This window comes from Microbacterium rhizosphaerae (genome assembly GCF_034120055.1).
Classification (GTDB): domain Bacteria; phylum Actinomycetota; class Actinomycetes; order Actinomycetales; family Microbacteriaceae; genus Microbacterium; species Microbacterium rhizosphaerae.
The window spans coordinates 189,744-210,350 of sequence record NZ_CP139368.1 but is presented as its reverse complement, the minus strand read 5'-3'; the positions used below and the strand labels follow the sequence as shown (position 1 = coordinate 210,350).

At 69.3% G+C, this 20,607-nt stretch carries 19 protein-coding genes; 6 read left to right on the top strand and 13 right to left on the bottom strand.

The window, feature by feature from the left end; translation table 11 throughout:
• Positions 1-146 precede the first annotated feature (146 nt).
• The 7 genes from SM116_RS00960 to purS all read right to left on the bottom strand — a co-directional run bounded on the left by SM116_RS00960 (position 147) and on the right by purS (position 8,393).
• On the bottom strand, positions 147-2,303 hold the full coding sequence (locus SM116_RS00960; RefSeq protein WP_320944218.1) for an APC family permease: 2,157 nt from the start codon (positions 2,301-2,303) through the stop codon (positions 147-149).
• Positions 2,304-2,418: 115 nt separating this feature from the next.
• On the bottom strand, positions 2,419-3,633 hold the full coding sequence (locus SM116_RS00955) for an amidohydrolase (protein ID WP_320942599.1): 1,215 nt from the start codon (positions 3,631-3,633) through the stop codon (positions 2,419-2,421).
• A gap of 64 nt (positions 3,634-3,697) precedes the next feature.
• Positions 3,698-4,723, bottom strand: coding sequence for a LacI family DNA-binding transcriptional regulator (locus SM116_RS00950; protein ID WP_320942598.1), 1,026 nt, complete (start codon positions 4,721-4,723; stop codon positions 3,698-3,700).
• Between the two features lie 66 nt (positions 4,724-4,789).
• Positions 4,790-6,445 carry a glycoside hydrolase family 13 protein gene (locus SM116_RS00945; RefSeq protein WP_320942597.1) on the bottom strand — a complete coding sequence of 552 codons (1,656 nt, stop codon included), beginning with the start codon at positions 6,443-6,445 and terminating at the stop codon, positions 4,790-4,792.
• A gap of 49 nt (positions 6,446-6,494) precedes the next feature.
• Complete coding sequence (locus SM116_RS00940; RefSeq protein ID WP_320942596.1) at positions 6,495-7,430, bottom strand: 2-hydroxyacid dehydrogenase; 936 nt, start codon at positions 7,428-7,430, stop codon at positions 6,495-6,497.
• A gap of 10 nt (positions 7,431-7,440) precedes the next feature.
• Positions 7,441-8,148 (bottom strand): phosphoribosylformylglycinamidine synthase subunit PurQ, encoded by a 708-nt coding sequence (gene purQ, locus SM116_RS00935; RefSeq protein ID WP_320942595.1) that lies wholly within the window; start codon positions 8,146-8,148, stop codon positions 7,441-7,443.
• Positions 8,145-8,393 (bottom strand): phosphoribosylformylglycinamidine synthase subunit PurS, encoded by a 249-nt coding sequence (gene purS / locus SM116_RS00930; RefSeq protein ID WP_320942594.1) that lies wholly within the window; start codon positions 8,391-8,393, stop codon positions 8,145-8,147. The genes purQ and purS overlap by 4 nt, the downstream gene beginning before the upstream one ends.
• 278 nt (positions 8,394-8,671) lie before the next feature.
• On the opposite strand from purS, the gene SM116_RS00925 reads away from it, so the two are divergent.
• The 5 genes from SM116_RS00925 (at position 8,672) to SM116_RS00905 (ending at position 14,516) form a co-directional block, all read left to right on the top strand.
• Positions 8,672-9,952 carry an ABC transporter substrate-binding protein gene (locus SM116_RS00925; protein ID WP_320942593.1) on the top strand — a complete coding sequence of 427 codons (1,281 nt, stop codon included), beginning with the start codon at positions 8,672-8,674 and terminating at the stop codon, positions 9,950-9,952.
• A 61-nt stretch (positions 9,953-10,013) separates the two neighbouring features.
• Entirely contained in the window at positions 10,014-11,096 is a 1,083-nt protein-coding gene (locus SM116_RS00920; protein ID WP_425563222.1) for a carbohydrate ABC transporter permease, read from the top strand.
• Complete coding sequence (locus SM116_RS00915) at positions 11,093-11,998, top strand: carbohydrate ABC transporter permease (RefSeq protein ID WP_320942592.1); 906 nt, start codon at positions 11,093-11,095, stop codon at positions 11,996-11,998. The genes SM116_RS00920 and SM116_RS00915 overlap by 4 nt, the downstream gene beginning before the upstream one ends.
• Before the next feature lie 35 nt (positions 11,999-12,033).
• Complete coding sequence (locus tag SM116_RS00910; protein ID WP_320942591.1) at positions 12,034-13,473, top strand: GH1 family beta-glucosidase; 1,440 nt, start codon at positions 12,034-12,036, stop codon at positions 13,471-13,473.
• A 32-nt stretch (positions 13,474-13,505) separates the two neighbouring features.
• Complete coding sequence (locus SM116_RS00905) at positions 13,506-14,516, top strand: LacI family DNA-binding transcriptional regulator (RefSeq protein ID WP_320942590.1); 1,011 nt, start codon at positions 13,506-13,508, stop codon at positions 14,514-14,516.
• A 9-nt stretch (positions 14,517-14,525) separates the two neighbouring features.
• Here SM116_RS00905 and SM116_RS00900 read toward each other — a convergent pair whose 3' ends face one another.
• The 6 genes from SM116_RS00900 to SM116_RS00875 all read right to left on the bottom strand — a co-directional run bounded on the left by SM116_RS00900 (position 14,526) and on the right by SM116_RS00875 (position 19,670).
• Positions 14,526-15,425, bottom strand: a complete 900-nt coding sequence (locus SM116_RS00900; RefSeq protein WP_320942589.1) for a VOC family protein — start codon at positions 15,423-15,425, stop codon at positions 14,526-14,528.
• 68 nt (positions 15,426-15,493) lie between these two features.
• Positions 15,494-16,831, bottom strand: a complete 1,338-nt coding sequence (locus tag SM116_RS00895; protein WP_320942588.1) for a uracil-xanthine permease family protein — start codon at positions 16,829-16,831, stop codon at positions 15,494-15,496.
• 83 nt (positions 16,832-16,914) lie between these two features.
• Entirely contained in the window at positions 16,915-17,931 is a 1,017-nt protein-coding gene (locus tag SM116_RS00890) for a hypothetical protein (RefSeq protein WP_320942587.1), read from the bottom strand.
• A gap of 7 nt (positions 17,932-17,938) precedes the next feature.
• Entirely contained in the window at positions 17,939-18,844 is a 906-nt protein-coding gene (locus SM116_RS00885; RefSeq protein ID WP_320942586.1) for a phosphoribosylaminoimidazolesuccinocarboxamide synthase, read from the bottom strand.
• Positions 18,845-18,874: 30 nt separating this feature from the next.
• Complete coding sequence (locus SM116_RS00880) at positions 18,875-19,228, bottom strand: hypothetical protein (RefSeq protein WP_320942585.1); 354 nt, start codon at positions 19,226-19,228, stop codon at positions 18,875-18,877.
• A 19-nt stretch (positions 19,229-19,247) separates the two neighbouring features.
• Positions 19,248-19,670: a pilus assembly protein CpaE gene (locus SM116_RS00875; RefSeq protein WP_320942584.1), complete on the bottom strand. Its 423-nt coding sequence runs from the start codon at positions 19,668-19,670 to the stop codon at positions 19,248-19,250.
• A 113-nt stretch (positions 19,671-19,783) separates the two neighbouring features.
• On the opposite strand from SM116_RS00875, the gene SM116_RS00870 reads away from it, so the two are divergent.
• Entirely contained in the window at positions 19,784-20,434 is a 651-nt protein-coding gene (locus SM116_RS00870; RefSeq protein WP_320942583.1) for a PadR family transcriptional regulator, read from the top strand.
• Positions 20,435-20,607 lie beyond the last annotated feature (173 nt).

The following is a 20,607-nucleotide window of genomic DNA, read 5'->3' as shown; positions in this document are numbered from 1 at the left end:
CCGAGTGCGCTCCGGGAGACGATGCAACTCCGGCGCGGGCGAGGGATGCGTCGTCCTGACGGAATCCATACGCCGTCACGTGGATTCCTGACGCGCCCCTCACGCGCCCCTCACGCGTGCTCAGGTCAGGCGACAGCCCGCGAGGCTCAGTGCTCGGGCGTCTTCGTGTCGACGACGGGCGTCTTCGCGTCGACGGCGGACGCCTTCGGCGGCCCGGCGGGGCGGATGACGCGGCGGCCCTTCTGGACGACCCCGTCCTCGAACGGGCGCCCGGAGCGCTCCTGGCCCGGCAGCGGTCGGGAGCGGCGTCCGTAGATGAGCTCCGAGGAGTCGAGCAGCCAGGGCACGAGCGTGATGGAGACACCGTGCAGCAGCATGAGCTGCTGCGCGATGCGGCTCGCGCGCCGGTTGTGCAGGATCGTCTCCCACCAGTGCCCCACGATGTACTGCGGCAGGTAGACGGTGACGATCGACGAACCGTGCTCGGCCCGGTACTTCTTGATGTAGTCGGCGATGGGGCTCGCGTACGTGCGGAACGGCGATTCGATGATCTTCAGCGGGATGGGCATGCGGTGCATGCGCCATTCCTTCTCGAGGTCGGCCGCATCCTCCTTCGTCACCGCGATGTGGATGGCGAAGGTGTGCTCGTGCTTGGCGGCCAGCGCGTAGTCGATCGCCTTCACGACCGGCTTCTGCAGCTTGTTGACGAGGATGAGCGCGACGTCGCCCGTCGAGCCGAAATGGAGCGAGTCATCCATCTCGATCTCGTGCTCGACGTCGCGGTAGTAGCGGTGCACGCCGATCATGAGGAACGTCAGCACCGGGATGGCGAGGAACACGAGCCACGCGCCGTGCGTGAACTTCGTGATGGTCACGATCACGAGCACGATCGAGGTGAGCGTGGCACCGAGGGAGTTGATCGCGAGGCCCTTGCGCAGCCCGAACCTCTCCTTGGCGGTCGCCTTGGTGTTGCGCAGGTTCTCGGGCATGAGACGGATGCCGCGCAGCCCCCGTCTCCAGTGCCGGATCATGCCGATCTGTCCGAGGGTGAACGACACGAACACGCCGATGATGTACAGCTGGATGAGGTTGGTGAGGTTCGCCTGATAGATGATCAGCACGCCGATGGCCACGAGGCCGAGGATGATCATGCCGTTCGAGTAGACGAGCCGGTCGCCGCGGGTGTTGAGGGCCTTCGGCGCGTAGCCGTCGCGCGCGAGCACCGAGCCGAGCAGCGGGAACCCGTTGAAGGCGGTGTTGGCCGCCAGCAGCAGGACGACGGCGGTCGCCGCCTGGATGATGAAGAACGGGATGCTGTTCATCCCGAAGGTGGCGGCGGCCACCTGCGCCATGAGGCTCGGCTGCGGGTTGCTGCAGTTCCATCCGATGAGCTCGGTGCACGGATCCTCCGCGTAGTGCACGCCCGAGATCAGCGCGAGCGCGGTGAGCCCGGAGAACAGCAGGATGGCGATCGTGCCCATCAGCGCCAGCGTGGTCTGCGCATTGAGGATCTTCGGCTTGCGGAAGGCCTGCACGCCGTTCGACACGGCCTCGATGCCGGTGAGGGCGGAGCAGCCGCTCGAGAACGCGCGCAGGACGAGGAGGATGACGGCGGCCTGCATGAGGTCCGTGCCCTTCACGCCGTACTGGGCGCTCGAGGCCACGGGCGCGAAGCCGAGGAAGGTGCGCGCGAGGCCCACGACGATCATGACGCCGACGGAACCGATGAAGACATAGGTGGGGATGGCGAACGCCCGTGACGCCTCCCGCACGCCTCGGAGGTTCACGACCACGATGAGGATGACGAACCCCACCGCCATCTCGACGCGCCAGGGGTTGAGCACCGGCAGCGCCGAGATGATGTTGTCGACGCCGGACGCGACCGACACCGAGACCGTCAGCACGTAGTCGACGAGCAGCGCCGCGGCGACGACGACGCCCGGGATCTCGCCGAGGTTCTTGCGGGCGACCTCGTAGTCTCCACCGCCCGACGGGTAGGCCTTGATGAGCTGCCGGTAGCTCAGCACGATGACGACCAGGAGGATGACGACGGCGAATGCGATCCACGGGCTGAAGGCCAGGAACGCGAGTCCTCCGGTCAGGAGGATCATCATCATCTCCTGTGGACCGTACGCCACGGACGACAACGCGTCGGACGCGAAGATCGGCAGCGCCATCCGCTTCGGGAGGAGGTGCTCCTCGGAATTCGTCGACGCCAGCGGGTCGCCGATCAGGATGCGTTTCGCGATCGGAGTCTCATCGACTTCGGTCTCGCGACTCTCGTTCGTCACGGCGTGCGACAGTACGCTTTTCGGCGTTCGTATGCAACGCGGCGCGGCGTGCGTTACCTGCTCGTTGGCTGGATGCGCGCGGATCGAGTGAGGCTCCGGCGACGCTCCGCCTCGCGCGGATCCCTGATCAGCCGAGGAATTCGCGCGCGGCGATCACGAGGGCCTCGACGCCCCGCGACAGTGTCGGCTGCAGGACGGGCGCGAAGTAGGCCGAGTGGTTGGTGGGGATATCGGTCTCGAGGGTGCCCGCCGCGAGGGCGCGCGCGTGGGCCTCGGCATCCACCCCTCCCCAGAACCAGAAGACGAGCGGCACGCCCGCGTCGCGGGCGAAGCGCGACACGTCCTCGCTGCCCGTGAACATGCCCGGGTCGATCACGCTGCCGTCGCCGAACGACGCCTCGAACGCGGAGACGAGCCGGGCGGTCGCGTTCTCGTCGTTGATCGTCGGAGGGAGCGTGTGGTCGGTGACGATCCGCGGCGCGACGGTGGCACCGGATGCGGCGGCCTCGGCGTTGACGACGCGCTCGAGCTTGGCGAGCACCGCGTCGCGCAGCGCATCCGTCGGGTAGCGCAGACTGATCTCGAGCTTCGCCTCGTCCGAGATGATGTTGTTCTTCAGTCCGGCGTGGATCGATCCGACGGTCACGACCGCGACATCGCGAGGATCGACCTCGCGCGAGACGATCGTCTGCAGCCGCATGACGGTCGCGGCCGCCATGACGACCGGGTCGATCGTCGCCTGCGGGCGCGAACCGTGGCCGCCGCGCCCGTACATCGTGACGGTGAGCCCGTCCGAGGCGGCCATCTGCGTTCCGCTGCGGACGCCGATCGTCCCTGCGGGCAGCGGCGTCACGTGCTGGCCGAGGACGATGTCGGGACGCGGGAACCGGTCGAGCACCCCGTCGTCGAGCATCGCCTGCGACCCGGCACCGAACTCCTCGGCGGGCTGGAAGACGGCGACGACCGTGCCGTGCCAGGAATCCTTCTCTGCGACGAGGCGCTCGATCGCGCCGAGGAGGCAGGTGACGTGCATGTCGTGGCCGCACGCGTGCATGACCGGAACGTCGAGCCCGGCGGGGTTCACGCCCCGCGCCGCGCTGGCGTAGGGGAGGCCGGTGAGCTCCTCGACGGGCAGGCCGTCCATGTCGGCGCGCAGCCACACCGTCGGCCCGACTCCGTTCGAGACGACTCCGACGACGCCTGTCCGTCCGACCCCCTCGGTCGTGTCGATGCCGAGGGCGCGCAGGTGCTCGGCGACGATGCCGGCGGTGCGGTGCTCCTGGAACGACAGCTCGGGATGACGGTGCAGATCCGTGTAGATGCCTTCGAGGTCCATGGTCATGACCCCGAGCATACGGCGCCGCGCGGACGGCCCCTCGGGGACCGCGAGGCGCCGCACCGTCCTGTCAGCGGTCGAGCCGGGCGGTCGTGTTGCGCACGACGAGCTCGAACGGCAGCTGCCCCGGGACGACGGTCGGCGACTCGCCGTGCTGCTCGCGCGCCTCGAGGGCGGCGAGCAGGGCCTTGGCCGCGCGGACGCCCTGGTCGCCCGGGAACTGGTCGACCGTCGTCACCTGGAAGAACTTGCCGAGCTCGTGACCGTCGATCCCGACGATCGAGAGGTCCTCCGGCACCCGGTATCCGAGCTCGCGTGCGGCCAGGAGCGCGCCGATGGCCATCTCGTCGGACGCGGCGAAGATCGCGGTCGGGCGGTCGCCCGGTCGGCCGAGCAGCTGCTTGCCCGCACGGAACCCGCCCTCGATCGTGAAATCGGCGGGCTCGTACAGCGCGGGGTTGGGCGTGATGCCCGCTGCGTCGAGGGCGAGCTCGAAGCCCTGCCGGCGCTGGGTGGGGATGTGGAAGTCGATGTCGAACTCCGGGCTCGCCCCGATGTGCGCGATCTCGCGGTGGCCGAGTGCGAGCAGGTGCTCGGTCGCGAGCCGCGCCACGGCGACGTCGTCGACGGTGAGGGTGGCGAGCCCGGGGTTCGGGCCTCCGATCGCGATGACCGGAAGGCCGAGCTCGCCGACACGTCCGCTCTCCTCGGATCCGAGCTCGATGGAGATCGCGATGACGCCGTCGACGCGCTGACGCTTGAGGGACGTCTCGAACACCTCGCGCCGCTGCTCGCGATCGGCCGACAGCGAGTAGAGCGTGATGTCGTAACCGTGCGCCATGAGCTCCCGCGCGATGCCCGAGAGCACCGTGCTGAAGAACCAGCGGTCGAGGTAGGGGACCAGCACGCCCACGTTGCGCGTGCGCCCGGACGCGAGGCTCGATGCCGACGCCGAGACGACGTAGCCCAGCGTGTGCGCCGCCGCCTCCACCCGCGCCCGTGACGCATCGGACACGTTGCCGCGTCCGCTCAGCGCGCGCGAGACCGTCGCCGTCGAAACGCCGGCGAGGCGTGCGACCTCATCGATGCCGACCATTCAGCCCCTCCGTCATGCCCGGCCGGTGCGTCTTCGCTCACCGGTCCGGGCGCCCCAGCATCCGGATCAGTCCCCGCAAACCTCTGGTGAACCGATGAGCCACGCCGTCGCGTCCACCGGAAGCACGCCGCCGTCCACCGGCGAACTCGCCGCGGCCACGCGTCCTCCGGGCAGGGCGACCGGCTCGGTTCCGAGGTTCGCGACGACGGTGATGGCGCCGTTGCGGAACGAGAGCGTGCCGTCGCTCGTCGGGATCCACTCCAGGGTACCCGCGCCGAGATCGTGGACGCGTCGCGTCTCGAGGAGCGTCTTATAGAGCGAGAGAGTGGATGCCTCGTCCGCCGCCTCGATGTCACGGGCGTGCTCGGCCCACTCGGCCGGCTGCGGGAGCCAGCTCGAACCGGTCGGGCTGAAGCCGTAGGAGGGAGCGTCCGCGGTCCAGGGGAGGGGGACCCGGCATCCATCCCGTCCGTACCGCTCGCCCTCGGTGCGGAACCAGGTGGGGTCCTGTCGCGCCTCGTCCGGGATGTCGATGACCTCGGGGAGCCCGAGCTCCTCGCCCTGATAGAGATAGGCGGAGCCGGGGAGCGCGAGCATGAGAGCCGACGCGGCGCGGGCGCGACGGAGGCCGACCTCGGGGATCGGCTGGCCGGGGGAGTTCGGTCCGATGCCGTGGCCCTGCGGGTTGACGGCGGTCAGCGCGAGGCGGGATGCGTGACGCACCACGTCGTGGTTGGACAGCACCCACGTGCTCGGCGCGCCGACGCTGCCGAATGCGCGCAGCGACTCGTCGATGACCGCGCGGAGGGCCGCGGCATCCCACTCGGTCTCGAGGTAGATGAAGTTGAAGGTCTGGTGGAGCTCGTCGGGGCGCACCCAGAGAGCCGTCTTCTCGAGCGTGGGCAGCCAGGCCTCGCCGCACAGGGCGCGGTCGCCGTCGTACTCGGAGACGAGGGCATTCCAGTCGCGGTATACGTCGTGGACGCCCTCCTGGCCCCAGAACGGCACGTCCGCCTCGTCGCCGCCCATCGAGCCGCCCTCGGGGTCGGCGAAGTGGTCGGGCAGGCCGTCCTTCTTGATGAGGCCATGGGCGACGTCGATGCGGAAGCCGTCGACGCCGCGGTCCAGCCAGAAGCGCAGGATGCGCCGGAACTCCTCGCGGACCTGCTCGTTCGACCAGTCGAAGTCGGGCTGCGACTCGTCGAAGATGTGCAGGTACCACTGGCCCGGGGTGCCGTCGGGCTCGATGACGCGGGTCCAGGCGTCGCCGCCGAAGACCGACTCCCAGTTGTTCGGCGGCAGCTCACCGTGCTCGCCCTTGCCGTCGCGGAAGAGGTAGCGCGAACGGGCCGGGCTGCCCGGCGTGGCCGCAAGCGCTTCCTGGAACCAGATGTGCTGGTCGGACGAGTGGTTCGGCACCAGGTCGACGATGACCCGGATGCCGCGCTCGTGCGCGGCCGCGAGCATGTCGTCGAAGTCCGCCAGCGTGCCGAAGAGGGGGTCGACGTCGCAGTAGTCGGAGACGTCGTAGCCCGCGTCCTTCTGCGGCGACGTGAAGAACGGGCTCAGCCAGATCGCGTCGACGCCGAGGTCGCGGAGGTCGTCGAGGTGCGACGTGATGCCGGGCAGGTCGCCCATGCCGTCGCCGGAGCCGTCCGCGAAGGAACGGGGATAGATCTGGTAGATGACGGCGCTGCGCCACCACTCGGAGCCGGAAGTCATGGACCCAGGATACTGCAAGCGCTTACATCCCGGCCGCCGGGAGGCGGACTCAGGTCGTGAGGACGACGTTGACCGGCTCTTCGCCCCGCAGCATGCGATCGATCTGCCGGCGCACGAGACGCGCGATGCGCGGCTGCATCGCTGTGGATGCGCCGCCCACATGAGGTGCGATCAGCACGCCGGGGAGCGACCACAGCGGGTGGTCCTCGGGGAGCGGCTCGGGATCGGTGACGTCGAGTGCCGCCCGGATGCGGCCGCGCGATACGTGCTCGACGAGCGCGTCGGTGTCGATGAGGGATCCGCGACCCACGTTGATCACGAGCGCGCCGTCGGGCAGAGCCGTGAGTGCCTCGTCCGCGACGATGTGCCGGGTGGCCTCGCCTCCGGGGAGCGTGGCGATGAGGATCTCGGCATCCGGGAGCAGGTCCGCCAGCTCGTCCACGCCGTGCACGGCGACGCCGTCCTCGTCGCGGGCGGTGTGGGCGACGACGGTCAGCTCCACCTCGAACGGCCGCAGCCGGTCGGCGACGGCCTTGCCGACGCCGCCGTAGCCGAGCAGGAGCACGCGCCGGTCGGCGAGGCTCGTCGCGAAGACCGGCGCCCAGCGGTGCTCGTCCTGCGCGCGCACGAACTCCGGGATGTGACGCTGCGCCGCGATGGCGAGTCCGACCGCGAGCTCGGCGGTGGAGGTCTCGTGCACGCTCGCCGCGTTCGCGAAGACCTTTCCGGGCGGCAGGTGGGCCGAGACGCCGTCGTAGCCGATCGACTGGCCCTGCACGAGGCGGACGTCGACATCCGCGAGCATCGGCAGGATCTCCGACATGCTCATGTACGGCGGCACGACGATGTCGATGTGATCGCGCGGCGGGGGCGTCTTCATGTCCCACAGCAGCAGCTCGGCGCCCTCGGGCAGGGGCTGCAGGTCGTGTGCGAGCTTCTCGTCCGGAACGGAGACGACGAGCGAGGGGATGCCGGTGGCGGCCACGGTCGCCCGCTCAGGCCGCCGCGGAGACGACCGCGTCGATGGCCGAGGTGAAGAATCCGAGGCCGTCGATCCCGGAGCGCATCGCCGCGCGGGTATCGGGGCCGAAGCCCGGCTCGACGGCGTGCTCCGGGTGCGGCATGAGACCGACGACGTTGCCGCGCTCGTTCGTGAGCCCCGCGATGTCGTCGAGCGAGCCGTTGGGGTTCACGCAGACGTAGCGGAAGGCGACGAGGCCTTCGCCCTCGATGCGGGCGAGGGTCTCGGCATCCGCGATGTAGCCGCCGTCGCCGTTCTTCAGGGGCGTGATGATCTCCTGACCCTGCGTGAAGGCGGACGTCCATGCGGTGTCCGCGTTCTCGACGCGCAGTCGCTGGTCGCGGCGGATGAACTGCTGGTGGGCGTTGCGGATGAGTCCGCCTGGCAGCAGGTGGGCCTCGACGAGCATCTGGAAGCCGTTGCAGATGCCGAGGACCGGCATGCCGGCCGACGCGGCCTGCGTGACCTCGGTCATGATCGGCGAGAGCGCCGCGATCGCACCGGCCCTCAAATAGTCGCCGTAGCTGAACCCGCCGGGCAGCACGAGGGCGTCGACGCCCTCGAGGTCGTGCGAGCCGTGCCAGAGGGCCACGGGCTCGGCCCCGGCCATGCGGATCGCGCGCTGCGCGTCGCGGTCGTCGAGCGACCCGGGGAAGGTGATGACCCCGATGCGGACGGTCATTCCACGACCTCGACGCCCACCACGTCCTCGATGACAGAGTTCGACAGGACGTCGGCGGCGATGTCGCGCACCTGTTCGAGCACGGCGTCGTCGACGGGGCCGTCGACGGTCAGCTCGAAGCGCTTGCCGATCCGCACGCCGCTGAAGGACTCGACGCCGAGGCGGGCGAGCGCACCGGCGACCGCCTTCCCCTGCGGGTCGAGAAGCTCGGCCTTGGGCATCACGTCGACGACGATGGTGGGCATTGCGGCTCCCTACTGCGGAGTGGGCGACGTGCAGAGGCGGTCTGCGTCGGCGTTGTGCGGGCGACTTCGTCGGCGTTGTACGGGCGACTTCGTCGCGGGCGGGGATGCATCCAGTCTACGGGGCGCCCGGCATGCCTCACCGCGGGGTCGGACATGGGTGATGGGAGCGCTCCCTTGACATCATGGGAGCGATCCCATAACGTCTCCTCCCGTGCGGTGAGAGCGCTCCCACGCTCGAGGGACCGCACGCCCGCACCAGACCCACAAAGGAGTGACACGTGAACACACGAGCACTGCGTCGCACCGCGCTCATCGCGGTCGCGGCTTCGACGACGGCCATCATGCTCGCCGGCTGCGCCGGCAGCGGCGGCGGCGCATCGTCGAGCAACCCGAACGAGAAGATCACGCTGACCGTTGCGACGTTCAACGACTTCGGCTACACCGACGCCCTGCTGAAGGAGTACACGAAGCTGCACCCGAACGTCACCGTTCAGCAGACCAAGGCGGCGACGTCGAACGACGCCCGCGCGAACTACTTCCAGAAGCTCGGCAAGAAGGGCCTCGCCGACGTCGAGGCGATCGAGGTCGACTGGCTGCCGGAGGTCATGAAGTACTCCGACCTGCTCGCGCCGGTGCCCGCCGCGGACAAGGACCGCTGGCTCGGCTGGAAGACGGACATGGCCACCGACAAGAAGGGGAACCTGATCGGGTACGGCACCGACATCGGCCCCGAGGCCATCTGCTACCGCTCGGATCTGTTCAAGGCCGCGGGCCTGCCGACCGACCGCGATTCGGTCTCGAAGCTCCTCGAGGGCGACTGGTCGAAGTACTTCGCGGTCGGCGACCAGTACGTCAAGGCCACGGGCAAGGCGTGGTTCGACTCGGCCGGCGGCACCTACCAGGGCATGATCAACCAGGTCGAGGCCGCGTACGAGAACCCCAAGAACGGAAAGATCACCGCGACGACGAACCCGGATGTGAAGGCGGTCTACCAGCAGGTCACCGCCGCGTCCAAGACGCAGTCGGCGCACCTCGGCCAGTGGTCGGACGACTGGATGGCGGGCCTGTCCAACGGCGCCTTCGCCACGATGCTCTGCCCGGGCTGGATGCTCGGCGTCATCTCCGGCAACGCCAAGGACGTCAAGACATGGGACGTCGCGAACGTCTTCCCGAACGGCGGCGGCAACTGGGGAGGCTCCTACCTGACCGTGCCCGCGAACGGCGCGCACGTGAAGGCCGCCCAGGAGCTCGCCTCGTGGCTGACCGCGCCCGCGCAGCAGATCAAGGCGTTCGTGAACGCCGGCACCTTCCCGAGCCAGACCAAGGCTCTCCAGGACAGCACGCTGCTCGACTTCAAGAACGACTATTTCAACAGCGCACCGGTCGGACAGATCTTCACCGACCGTGCGAAGGCCGTGACGGTCGCTCCGTACAAGGGCCAGTACTACTTCCAGATCAACGACGCGATGCAGAAGGCGCTGACCCGCGTCGAGGACGGCACGCAGGACGCCCAGGCCTCGTGGGACCAGTGGGTCTCCGAGGTGAAGGCCATCAAGTAACGACAGCCGGATGCTGCGGGCTCGAGCAGGGCCCGCAGCATCCCCTTCTCGAGGGAGCGTCGTGACCACGACGACTATTCGCCCCGACGCCGTGACGGCGGCGCCCGGCGGCACACCGAAGTCCCCCCGACGGGTCGGATTGCGCCGGAGGCGCAGCGAGTGGGATCTGAAGCTCTCGCCGTACCTCTACGTCTCGCCGTTCTTCCTGCTGTTCATCGTCGTCGGGCTCTTCCCGATCGCGTACACGGCGGTGATCTCGTTCATGAACTGGGACCTCGTCCGCAACACCGGCGAGTTCATCGGGTTCGCGCAGTACCAGTACGTGCTCTCCAACCCGAAGTTCTGGATCGCGCTGCGCAACACCTTCAGCATCTTCCTGCTGTCGAGCATCCCGCAGCTGGTCGTCGCGATCGTGATCGCCGCGATGCTCGACCAGAACATCCGGGCCAAGACCTTCTGGCGGATGGGCGTGCTGCTGCCCTACGTCATGGCGCCGGTGGCCGTCGCCCTGATCTTCAGCAACATGTTCGGCGACCGCTACGGCCTGATCAACACGCTGCTCGGGCACGTCGGCATCCCCGCCATCCCGTGGCACTCCAACGCCTTCGCGAGCCACATCGCCATCGCGACCATGGTCAACTTCCGCTGGACCGGCTACAACACGCTGATCCTGCTGGCCGCCATGCAGGCCATCCCGCGCGACTACTACGAGGCAGCGGTCGTCGACGGCGCCGGGAGGATCCGCCAGTTCATCGCGATCACGCTGCCCAGCCTTCGGCCGACGCTGATCTTCGTCATCATCACCTCGACGATCGGCGGACTTCAGATCTTCGACGAGCCGCGCATGTACGACCAGTACGGCACCGGTGGTCCCGACAGCCAGTGGCTCACGATCACCCTCTGGCTGTACGACATCGGCTGGGGCCAGTGGAACTTCGGCCGCGCCGCCGCCCTCGCGTGGATCCTCTTCCTCATCATCCTCGTCATCGGCGTCATCAATCTTCTCGTCACCCGCTCCCTCGTCCGTGATGAGGGAGGGCGAGGCGTGCTCACCAGGGCGCAGCGCCGAGCCGCCGCGCGCGAAGCCCGCCGCCGACTGGCATCGGACGCCGCCCTGCTCGCCGCGAAGGAGATGGTCTCGTGACCGCCCTCGACACACCCCCCGTCACCACCAGTGCCTCGAAGGAAGCGGTCGCGCGTGCGCCCCGGCGTCGCGGCCTGCGCGGCACGCGCCCCGGCTGGGTCGTCTACGCGTTCCTCGGCGCGATGATCCTCGGCTCGGTGTTCCCGTACTACTGGTCGCTCCTCATCGGCTCGGGCGATTCGTACACGATCCGCGACCCCAACATGTCGTGGATCCCGGGAGGCAACTTCTTCGCCAACGCCGCGAAGGTGGTCGACGACCCCGCGGTCAACTTCTGGGCGGCCCTGTGGAACTCGATCTGGAGCTCCGCGCTCATCGCCCTGTCGGTCGTCTTCTTCTCGACCCTCGCGGGCTGGGCGTTCGCGAAGCTGCGCTTCCGCGGCAGCGGCGTGCTGCTGGTGTTCGTGGTGGCGACGATGGCCGTGCCCACGCAGCTCGGCGTCGTGCCTCTCTACATCCTCTTCAGCGATATCGGCTGGACCGGCCAGGTCGGCGCGATTATCGTCCCCGCCCTCGTGACGGCGTTCGGGGTGTTCTGGATGACGCAGTACCTGCGCCAGGCGGTCCCCGACGAGCTCATCGAAGCCGCGAGGGTGGACGGTGCGAGCTCGTTCCGCACCTTCCTGACCGTCGGCCTCCCGGCTGCGCGGCCGGCGGTCGCGATGCTCGGCCTGTTCACGTTCATCTCGGCATGGAACAACTTCTTCTGGCCCTTCATCGTCCTCGACCGGGAGAACCCGACACTGCCGGTGGCGCTGTCGCTGCTGCAGTCCAACCACTTCGTCGACTACTCGATCGTGCTCGCCGGCGTGCTGCTGTCGACGATCCCCCTGCTGATCCTGTTCGTCTTCGCCGGAAAGCAGCTCGTCAGTGGCATTATGGCGGGCGCGGTGAAGGGATGACTTCGGCGTTCATCGCATCCGGAAAGGAAACAGAGATGCACTCGACGCCTCGTGCGTTCCCGGACGATTTCCTCTTCGGAGCGGCCACGGCCGCCTTCCAGATCGAGGGCGCCGCGCACGTGGACGGTCGCCGCGATTCGATCTGGGACGCGTTCTGCCGGGTGCCCGGTGCGGTGATCAACGGCGACGACGGCGACATCGCGTGCGACCACTACGACCGCTACCGCGACGACGTGGCCCTCATGAAGCGCATGGGCCTGGAGACGTACCGCTTCTCGACCTCGTGGTCGCGCGTGCGCCCGGACGGCGGCCCGGTGAACGCGGCGGGCGTCGACTTCTACTCGCGCCTCGTCGACGAGCTGCTGGATGCGGGCATCCTGCCCTGGCTCACGCTCTATCACTGGGACCTCCCGCAGGCCCTGCAGGAGACGGGCGGCTGGACCAGCCGCGACACCGCGGATCTGTTCACCGAGTATGCGCTCGGGATGCACGACGCGCTGGGTGACCGCGTGAACGTGTGGACCACGCTCAACGAGCCGTGGTGCGCGTCGTTCCTCAGCTACACCGCGGGCATCCACGCGCCGGGGCACTACAGCATCGCCGAGGGGATGCTGGCATCCCACCACCTCCTCCTCGCCCACGGCCAGACCGTGCGCGAGCTGCGCAGGCGCGACGCGACGCTGAACCTGGGGCTGACCCTCAACCTCACGGTGGCCGACCCGGTCGATGCGGCCGACCCCGCGGACGTCGACGCCGCACGGCGCATCGACGGACAGTTCAACCGCTGGTTCCTCGACCCGGTGTTCCGGGGCGCGTACCCGGCCGACATCATCGAGGACATCCGCGTGGTCGATTCCGCCGCGGTGGCGGAATTCGAGGACGCCGTGCGCCCGGGCGACCTCGAGGCCATCGCGACGCGCATCGACACGCTCGGCGTGAACTACTACCACGGCGACTACGTCGGCGGCCACGAGCCGGCCGACCCGCCGGCCCCGGGCGACGCACCGACGGGCCGGCGCGCGGACTCGCCGTTCCCGTCGCAAACAGGTATCCACTGGCACGATCGCGGCCTGGCGCGCACCCCCATGAACTGGGAGGTGCAGCCCGAGGGCCTCACGCGCCTGCTGGTGCGCGTGTGGGAGGAGTATGCCGCCGAGCCGGGGGTGTCGCTCTTCGTCACCGAGAACGGCGCCGCGTACGACGACGTCGCCGTCGTCGAGGACGGCGAGACGCGCATCCACGATGCGGAGCGGGTCGACTTCGTCGAGAGCCACCTCGGCGCGATCCTGGATGCGGTGGACGCCGGCGTCGACGTGCGAGGCTACTTCTACTGGTCGCTCCTCGACAACTTCGAGTGGGCGTGGGGGTACGAGAAGCGGTTCGGCATCGTGCGCGTCGACTACGAGACCCAGGAGCGATCGGTCAAGGACAGCGGCCTCGCGTACAGTCGGATCGCACGGACGCGCACGATCTGAGTGCTGCAGCGGCGCAGCGCGGAGGGAGCGACATGACGGATAGGCTGCCATCGCCTGTCACGATCGAAGAGGTGGCGGCGGCCGCGGGCGTCTCGCGCTCGACCGTGTCGCGCGTCGTCAACGGCGCGACCTCCGTGAGCCCCTCGGCGCTGGAGGCCGTGTCGAAGGCCATCTCGGACCTCCACTACGTTCCCAACCGTGCGGCGAGGTCGCTCGCCAGTCGTCAGACGCTCGCGATCGCGCTGGTGGTCCCCGAGGAGACGACGCGGTTCTTCGGAGACCCGTTCTTCGCGGCCATCGTGTCGGGCATCAACGCCCGCATCGCTCGGTCGGACTACGTGCTGAACCTCTTCATCGCCAACAGCGACCCGGGCGACAAGATGACGAGCTACCTCAGCCGCGGCAACGTCGACGGCGCGATCATCGTCTCGCACCACACGAGCGACACGTTCATCGACCGCATCGCCGACGCCGTGCCGGTCGTCTACGGCGGCCGGCCGGTGAAGCTGCGCGACGACGACTACTACGTCGACGTCGACAACGTGCGTGGCGGCCGGGAGGCGACCGAGTACCTCATCGGGCGGGGCCACCGGAGGATCGCGACGATCACGGGTCCGCAGACGATGCCTGCGGCGATGGACCGGCTGACGGGATGGCGGGAGGCGCTGGCAGCTGCGGGCCTCACCCCGGGCGCCGTCGAGAACGGCAACTTCACGGATGAGGGCGGAGCCGAGGCGATGCGTCGGATCCTCGCGTCCGGGGAGCGCCCGGATGCGGTGTTCGCGGCCAGCGATCTGATGGCCCGGGGTGCTCTGCACGCCCTCGCCGCCGCGGGGCTGCGCGTACCGGAGGATGTCGCGTTGATCGGGTTCGACGACTCGCCCATCGCGACCTCCGTCTCTCCGGCGCTCACGACGATGCGTCAGCCGTCGTTCCTCCAGGGCGAGGAGATGGCGAGCATGCTCATCGACCGGCTCGCGGGAATCGCCATACCGAACTCCCGCATCATGCCGACGGGGCTGGTGGTCCGGGAGTCCGCCTGATCGCCGCTCTCAGCCGGCGACGACAGCGTGCAGCGCGTTGTTCCACGGGTCGTCGAAGCTCAGTGTGCGGCCGTCGTCGCGCACGGCGAAGCCGCGGTGGCGCAGCCGCTCCTGCAGCGAGCCGAGGGCGTCGGCATCCGGAAGCGCCAGATCGATGCGGCCGAGCCCGAGGGCCGGCATGCGGGGACCGGCGCCGCGCGAGTTCCACACGTTCATGGCCATGTGGTGGTGATAGCCGCCGGCGCTGACGAAGAGCGCGGTGTCGCCGAGGGTCGCCGTCGCGTCGAAGCCGAGCGTGTCGACATAGAAGGCGCGAGCGGTGCGCACGTCGCCGACCGAGAGATGGACGTGACCGACGGATGCCGCATCCCGAGCCGTCGATCCGGCCAGCGCATCCTCCGTCAGGTGTTCGCGCAGGTACCGGTTCGGGTCGAGGTAGACGGTGTCCATCTGCACCTGCCCGTGCGCCCACGACCACTCGGTGCGCAGCCGATCCCAGTACAGCTCGACGCCGTTGCCCTCCGGATCGGTGAAGTAGAACGCCTGGCTGACCAGGTGGTCGGCGCTGCCGGTGAACGTCCCGGGTGCGTTGCGCGCGACCGACGAGAGCGCGGCGGCGAGAGCCGTCTGCGACTCGAACAGGATCGCCGTGTGGTAGAGGCCGGCTGATCCCTGGGTCGCATGGCGCAGGGTCGGCTCGTGCCGGAGGATCACGATCGGCCGTCCGGCACGACCGAGGACGGCGGCACCGCCGTCGGCCGTCAGCAGCTCGAGGGTCACGGCATCCCGGTAGAAGCGGATCATCGCATCCAGATCCGCGACCAGCAGGGTCACAGCGCCCATGGACGTGTCGGCGGCGATGCGATCCTGGGTCGCCCGCCGCTCGGATCCGGTCGTGAACTCGCTCATACCGGTCACAACGCCGTCCGCCCGGAGATTGTTCCCGCGGCAACAATCTCCGGGCGGGCGATCAGGAGCTATTCGGCCTCGACAGGGTCTCCGCCGAGGGGCCCGACGGCCGGGATCGGACCGCCGTCATCCGCGCCCGTCTTCCGCGCGCGGGCGATCGCGTTGCCGAGGTGGTAGATCAGCAGGGCCGCTGCCGCGCCGAGCACGATGCCGGTGAGCTGGAACTGTCCCCAGCTCATGGTGAAGTTCGCGATCGCGATGACGAGTGCGACCGCGCCGGTGTACTGGTTCACCGGGCGCGAGAAGTCGACGCGGTTGTCGACCCAGATCTTGATGCCGATGATGCCGATGAGGCCGTACAGCGCGGTCGTGGCGCCGCCGAGCACGCCGGCCGGGATCGTGTTGAAGAGGGCGCCGATCTTGGGCGACAGCGCGAGCAGGACCGCCACGAGCCCGGCCACCCAATACGCCGCCGTCGAGTACACGCGGGTGGCGGCCATGACGCCGATGTTCTCGCCGTAGGTCGTCGTGCCCGATCCGCCGAACAGGCCGGCCACCGTCGTCGAGACGCCGTCCGCGATGAGGGCGCGCCCGGTCTCCTTGTTGACCGTGCTGTCGGTCATGGTCGCGACCGCGCGCACGTGCCCGACGTTCTCGGCGATGAGCACGAGGACGACCGGCAGGAACATCGCGATCGCGGCCCACGTGCCCGGCGCAGTGAAGTTCGCCAGGTGGAACTCGGGGAGTCCCACCCAGTCGGCGCCGCTCACGGCCTTCCAGTCGATCTGACCCTGGATGCCGGCCGCGATGTAGCCGACGATCACGCCGAGGAAGATCGAGATCCGACCGAGGAATCCGCGGAAGAGCACGCTGAACAGGATGACGGCCGTCAGCGTGATGGTCGCGGTGAGCGGCTGCACCTTGAAGTTGTTCCACGCGGCGGGCGCGAGGTTCAGGCCGATGAGGCACACGATCGCGCCGGCGACGACCGGTGGCATGAACCGGTCGACCCACCCCACGCCGACGAACTGGACGAGGAGACCGACGAGGGCGAGCAGGATGCCGACCGCGACGATGCCGGCGAGGGCGGTGCCCATGCCCGTCTCCTTCGACGACGCCACGGCGGCGGTCACCGGGGCGATGAAGGCGAACGACGACCCGAGGTAGCTGGGCAGGCGGTTGCGCGTGATGAGCAGGAACAGGATCGTGCCGATGCCGGAGAAGAACAGCGTCGTCGAGACGGGGAAGCCGGTCAGGATCGGCACCAGGAACGTCGCGCCGAACATCGCGACGACGTGCTGCGCCCCGATCGCGACCGTGGCGGGCCAGCTCATCCGCTCATCGGGGCGCACGACCTGACCGGGTTCGACGGTGCGCCCATTGCCGTGGATCTTCCAGATCGCCATGCATCGCTCCTCGTGCTCAGTGGAAAGGCTGATTCACGATATCGGCGGCGCACAGGCCGTGCATAGGGATGCCGGCCCCGGCGTCACGGCGTCGGGCAGCGGGCGCCCTCGTCGAGGCCGACGGGCGTGCGAACCGTGTAGTGGGCGGTGCCGGCCACGGTGAACTCGAGCGTCACGCACGCCGGCGCCCGCGCGAGGATGAACCCCGGATAGCTGTCCGGGTTGTCGCACATCGGCAGCACGATGCCCGGCTTGCTGTTCGCGATGATCTCGTCGGGGGAGGGCGGAGAGGTCCAGGTCCTCGCCGCCGTGTAGAACAGGCGGGCGGTCGTCGGGCTCACGACCTGGACGTCGGAGATCGTCCCCGCATCCACATCGAGGTTCGCCCAGACGCCGACCATCCGGGCGCCCCGGTGGGGCATCACCCACGTCTCGCTGATCGGGAAGTCGAACTGCCGGCTCCAGACCGGCTTGCCCGCGGGTGTCGACAGGCTGCTGGGTGGTCCCCAGCCGTCTCCGCACGCGAGGGCGGGCAGAATCCGCGGCGTCGCGAACGCGAACGTGGGGCTGGGGGAGGCGGTCGCGGGCGGGGATGCCGGATTCAGGATGCTGCGCACCCCGGCCGCAAGGGCGACGACGGTGATGACGACCCCGAGGACGAGCAGGATGCCGCGCTTCGCGCCCGTGCGCGGCTGGTCCGGTGGCGTCTGCTCGTGCGGGTCGGAACGTGGTTCTGCGTCCCGCGTCTCGTCTCGGTCGCCGGCGCTCCCTCGCTCAACCGGATCCTCCGTCGGCATGCCAACCGCGGTCCCCGAGCCTGTCGAGGGGTCGTCCCTGCGCTGATCGTCGGTGCCGCCCCTCGACAAGCTCGGGCACCGGTCGACGCTCGGGGACCGGTCGACGCTCGGGGACCGGTCGACGCTCGGAGACCGGTCGACGCTCGGGGACCGGTCGACGCTCGGGGAGCGGTCGGGACGGGCCCTGTCCTCCAGCTCCTCGAGCCGGGAGAGCGCCGCCGGGTCGTCGAGGATATCCGGGGTCTCGCCCCAGGCGCGACGGCGCAGTTCCGCCAGTTCGGCGGACTCCTCGTCGCTGAGCATGATCCGCTCAGTCGGTCAGGCGTTCCAGCAGCTCGCGGTAGCGGTCGGCGGTGCGGGCGACGACGTCCTGCGGCAGCTCCGGCGGCTCGCCGGTCTTGTCCCAATGGGCGGCGAGCCAGTCGCGCACGATCTGCTTGTCGAAGCTCGCCATGCGCTCGTCGGGGGTCGTGCCGGCGGCCCAGGCCGCGGCATCCCAGTAGCGCGACGAGTCGCTCGTGAGCACCTCGTCCGCCAGTGTGAGCACGCCGTCCTCGTCGACGCCGAACTCGAACTTGGTGTCCGCGAGAATCAGCCCGTGCTCTTCGGCCGTCGCGGCTGCCCGCTCGTAGATCTCGAGCGACAGGTCGCGCAGCTCCTCCGCGCGCTCGAGGCCGACGAGCTCGACGGTCCTCTCGAACGTGATGTTCTCGTCGTGCTCGCCGAGGGGAGCCTTGTACGCGGGGGTGAAGATGGGCGCCGGCAGACGGTCGCCGTTGCGGAGGCCGGACTCCAGGCGGATGCCGCACACCGTCCCGTGCTCGCGATACTCGTTCCAGCCCGAACCGGTGAGGTAGCCGCGCACGACGCACTCGATCGGCTGCATGTCGAGCGACCGCACGAGCATCGCGCGCCCGGCGACGGCATCCGGGATCTCGCCCTCGGCGAGGTGATTCGGGATGCTGCGCCCGTCGTCTCCGCCCGCGAGCCGGTCGAACCACCACAGCGACAGGGCGGTGAGCAGCGCGCCCTTGCCGGGGATGTCCGGGGAGAGCACGTGGTCGAAGGCGCTCACCCGGTCACTGGCGACGACCAGCATCCGCTGTGCGCGGCCATCGCCCCCGCCTCCCGAGCCGGTCGAGGCGTCGTCGGGCGCATACAGGTCGCGCACCTTGCCGGAGTAGACATGCCGCCAGCCGGGGAGATCGTGGGTCACGAGCCCATTATCCCGCCGCGGAACCACCCGTCAGGGCGTGATCGAATCGACGAACTCGTACGCCTCGGCGACGATGCCCGACCACGTGCCGGGCATGTCGGCGCGCACGGTGACCCACTCGCGCATCGGCCGATCGCGCATGACGGCGGGGTCGGCATCCCCGCTCTCGATGAGCTCGCCGACGCGCTTCTCGGGGAGCTTCGCGAAAAGGCTGCCGGTGAACCCGACGAAGGCGAACACCTTGCCGCGGATGCTGAGACCCTCCGAGCCGAACATCCGCCCGAGCGCGACGCCGTCGCGCTGCGCGTACTCCGCGGTCAGTCGGTCGAAGATCGCGTACGACTCGGGGAACTTCTCGCGCCGCGCGTGCCCATTCGAGGCCATGCGCCACAGCGTACGCCGGTCAGCGCGACCGGGTGACGAGTTCGAGCAGCGCCATGCCGTAGGCCTCGGAGGCATCCGGATGCTCGAACCGGAGTCGCTCGCCCGCGATCTCGGCCTCCACCTCATACGCGTCCGGAAGCCGGCGCAGGCTGCGGAACGCTCCCCGCAGCAGTTCGCGCAGCTGCTCTTCCGCAGGCAGCCAGATCGCCTCCTCCACGGAGACGGCGTCGAGCGCCCATTCGGTGGTGCCGTTGAACGCGAGGATCGTCACGCCGCTCGGCGTCCGGCGCGACTCGATCGTCATGTCGCTCACGGTGAAGACGTCGGCCTCGACCTCCGGCTCGACATCGCTCGACAGGGCGAGCTGGAAACGGTCACCCGATTCCGGATGCCAGCGCAGGCCGGCCTCCTTGAGAGCGATGGCGAGGTCCCGGCTGATCATGAGGTCAGGCTACGCGTATGCACGAAGCGTCGATCGCCCGGGCGGGCCGTGGATCTCGACAGTCCGGCGGTAGTCGCGTATAGTCCAAGTGGACTAATCGGGATGGAGCAACCGTGACGGATGACGCGTGCAAGCTCACGCCTCTCGGCGTGATGGCGCTCGCACTCCTGCGCGAGGGCGATATGCACCCGTACGAGATGATGCGGCTCATGCGCCTGCGCCACCACGACCGGCTGCTCGCGCTCACGAACGGAACGTTCTACCACACGGTCTCCCGCTTGAAGAAGCACGGGCTGCTGGCCGAGGTGCGCGTCGACCGGGACGGCAAGAGGCCGGAGCGAACGACGTACACGATGACGGATGCCGGCCAGGAGGCCGTCGCTGCCTGGGTGCGTGCGGAATTGCCGCGGATCGACCGGCCGGTCGAGTTCCGCGTCGCGCTCGCCGAGTCGCACAACATCGACCGGGACGAGGTCATCGATCTCCTGACCGAGCGGCGCGCGGCCCTGGCCGGAGAGCATCGGCTCTTCGCCGACGGAGTCGCGAAGGCCCGCGAACGCCGCGTGCCGGAGCAGTACCTGGTGCAGAGCGGTCGACAGGCCGCACTGCTCGCCGCGGACCTCGAATGGCTCGACGGCTTCCTTCTCGATCTCGACCAGTGTCGATTCCCGTGGGGCATCGACGTCGAGTCGGAGGAGGACACCGATCTCGCCGCATCGGCCGAGACCGGCTTGCACACGATCTTGCGAAAGGCATCGATATGACAGATCCCGCAGCGCCGACGACGCGCGCCGAGGCGAAGGCGATGACCGCCGCCGAGACGGGCGCCGCGGAGGCGCAGAAGAAGACGACGGCATCCGCTCCCGCCTCCGGCGGCCCGATCACGGGCGCCTACGCGATCGGGCACAAGCCCCGCAGCCCGTGGCCCGCCTTGTGG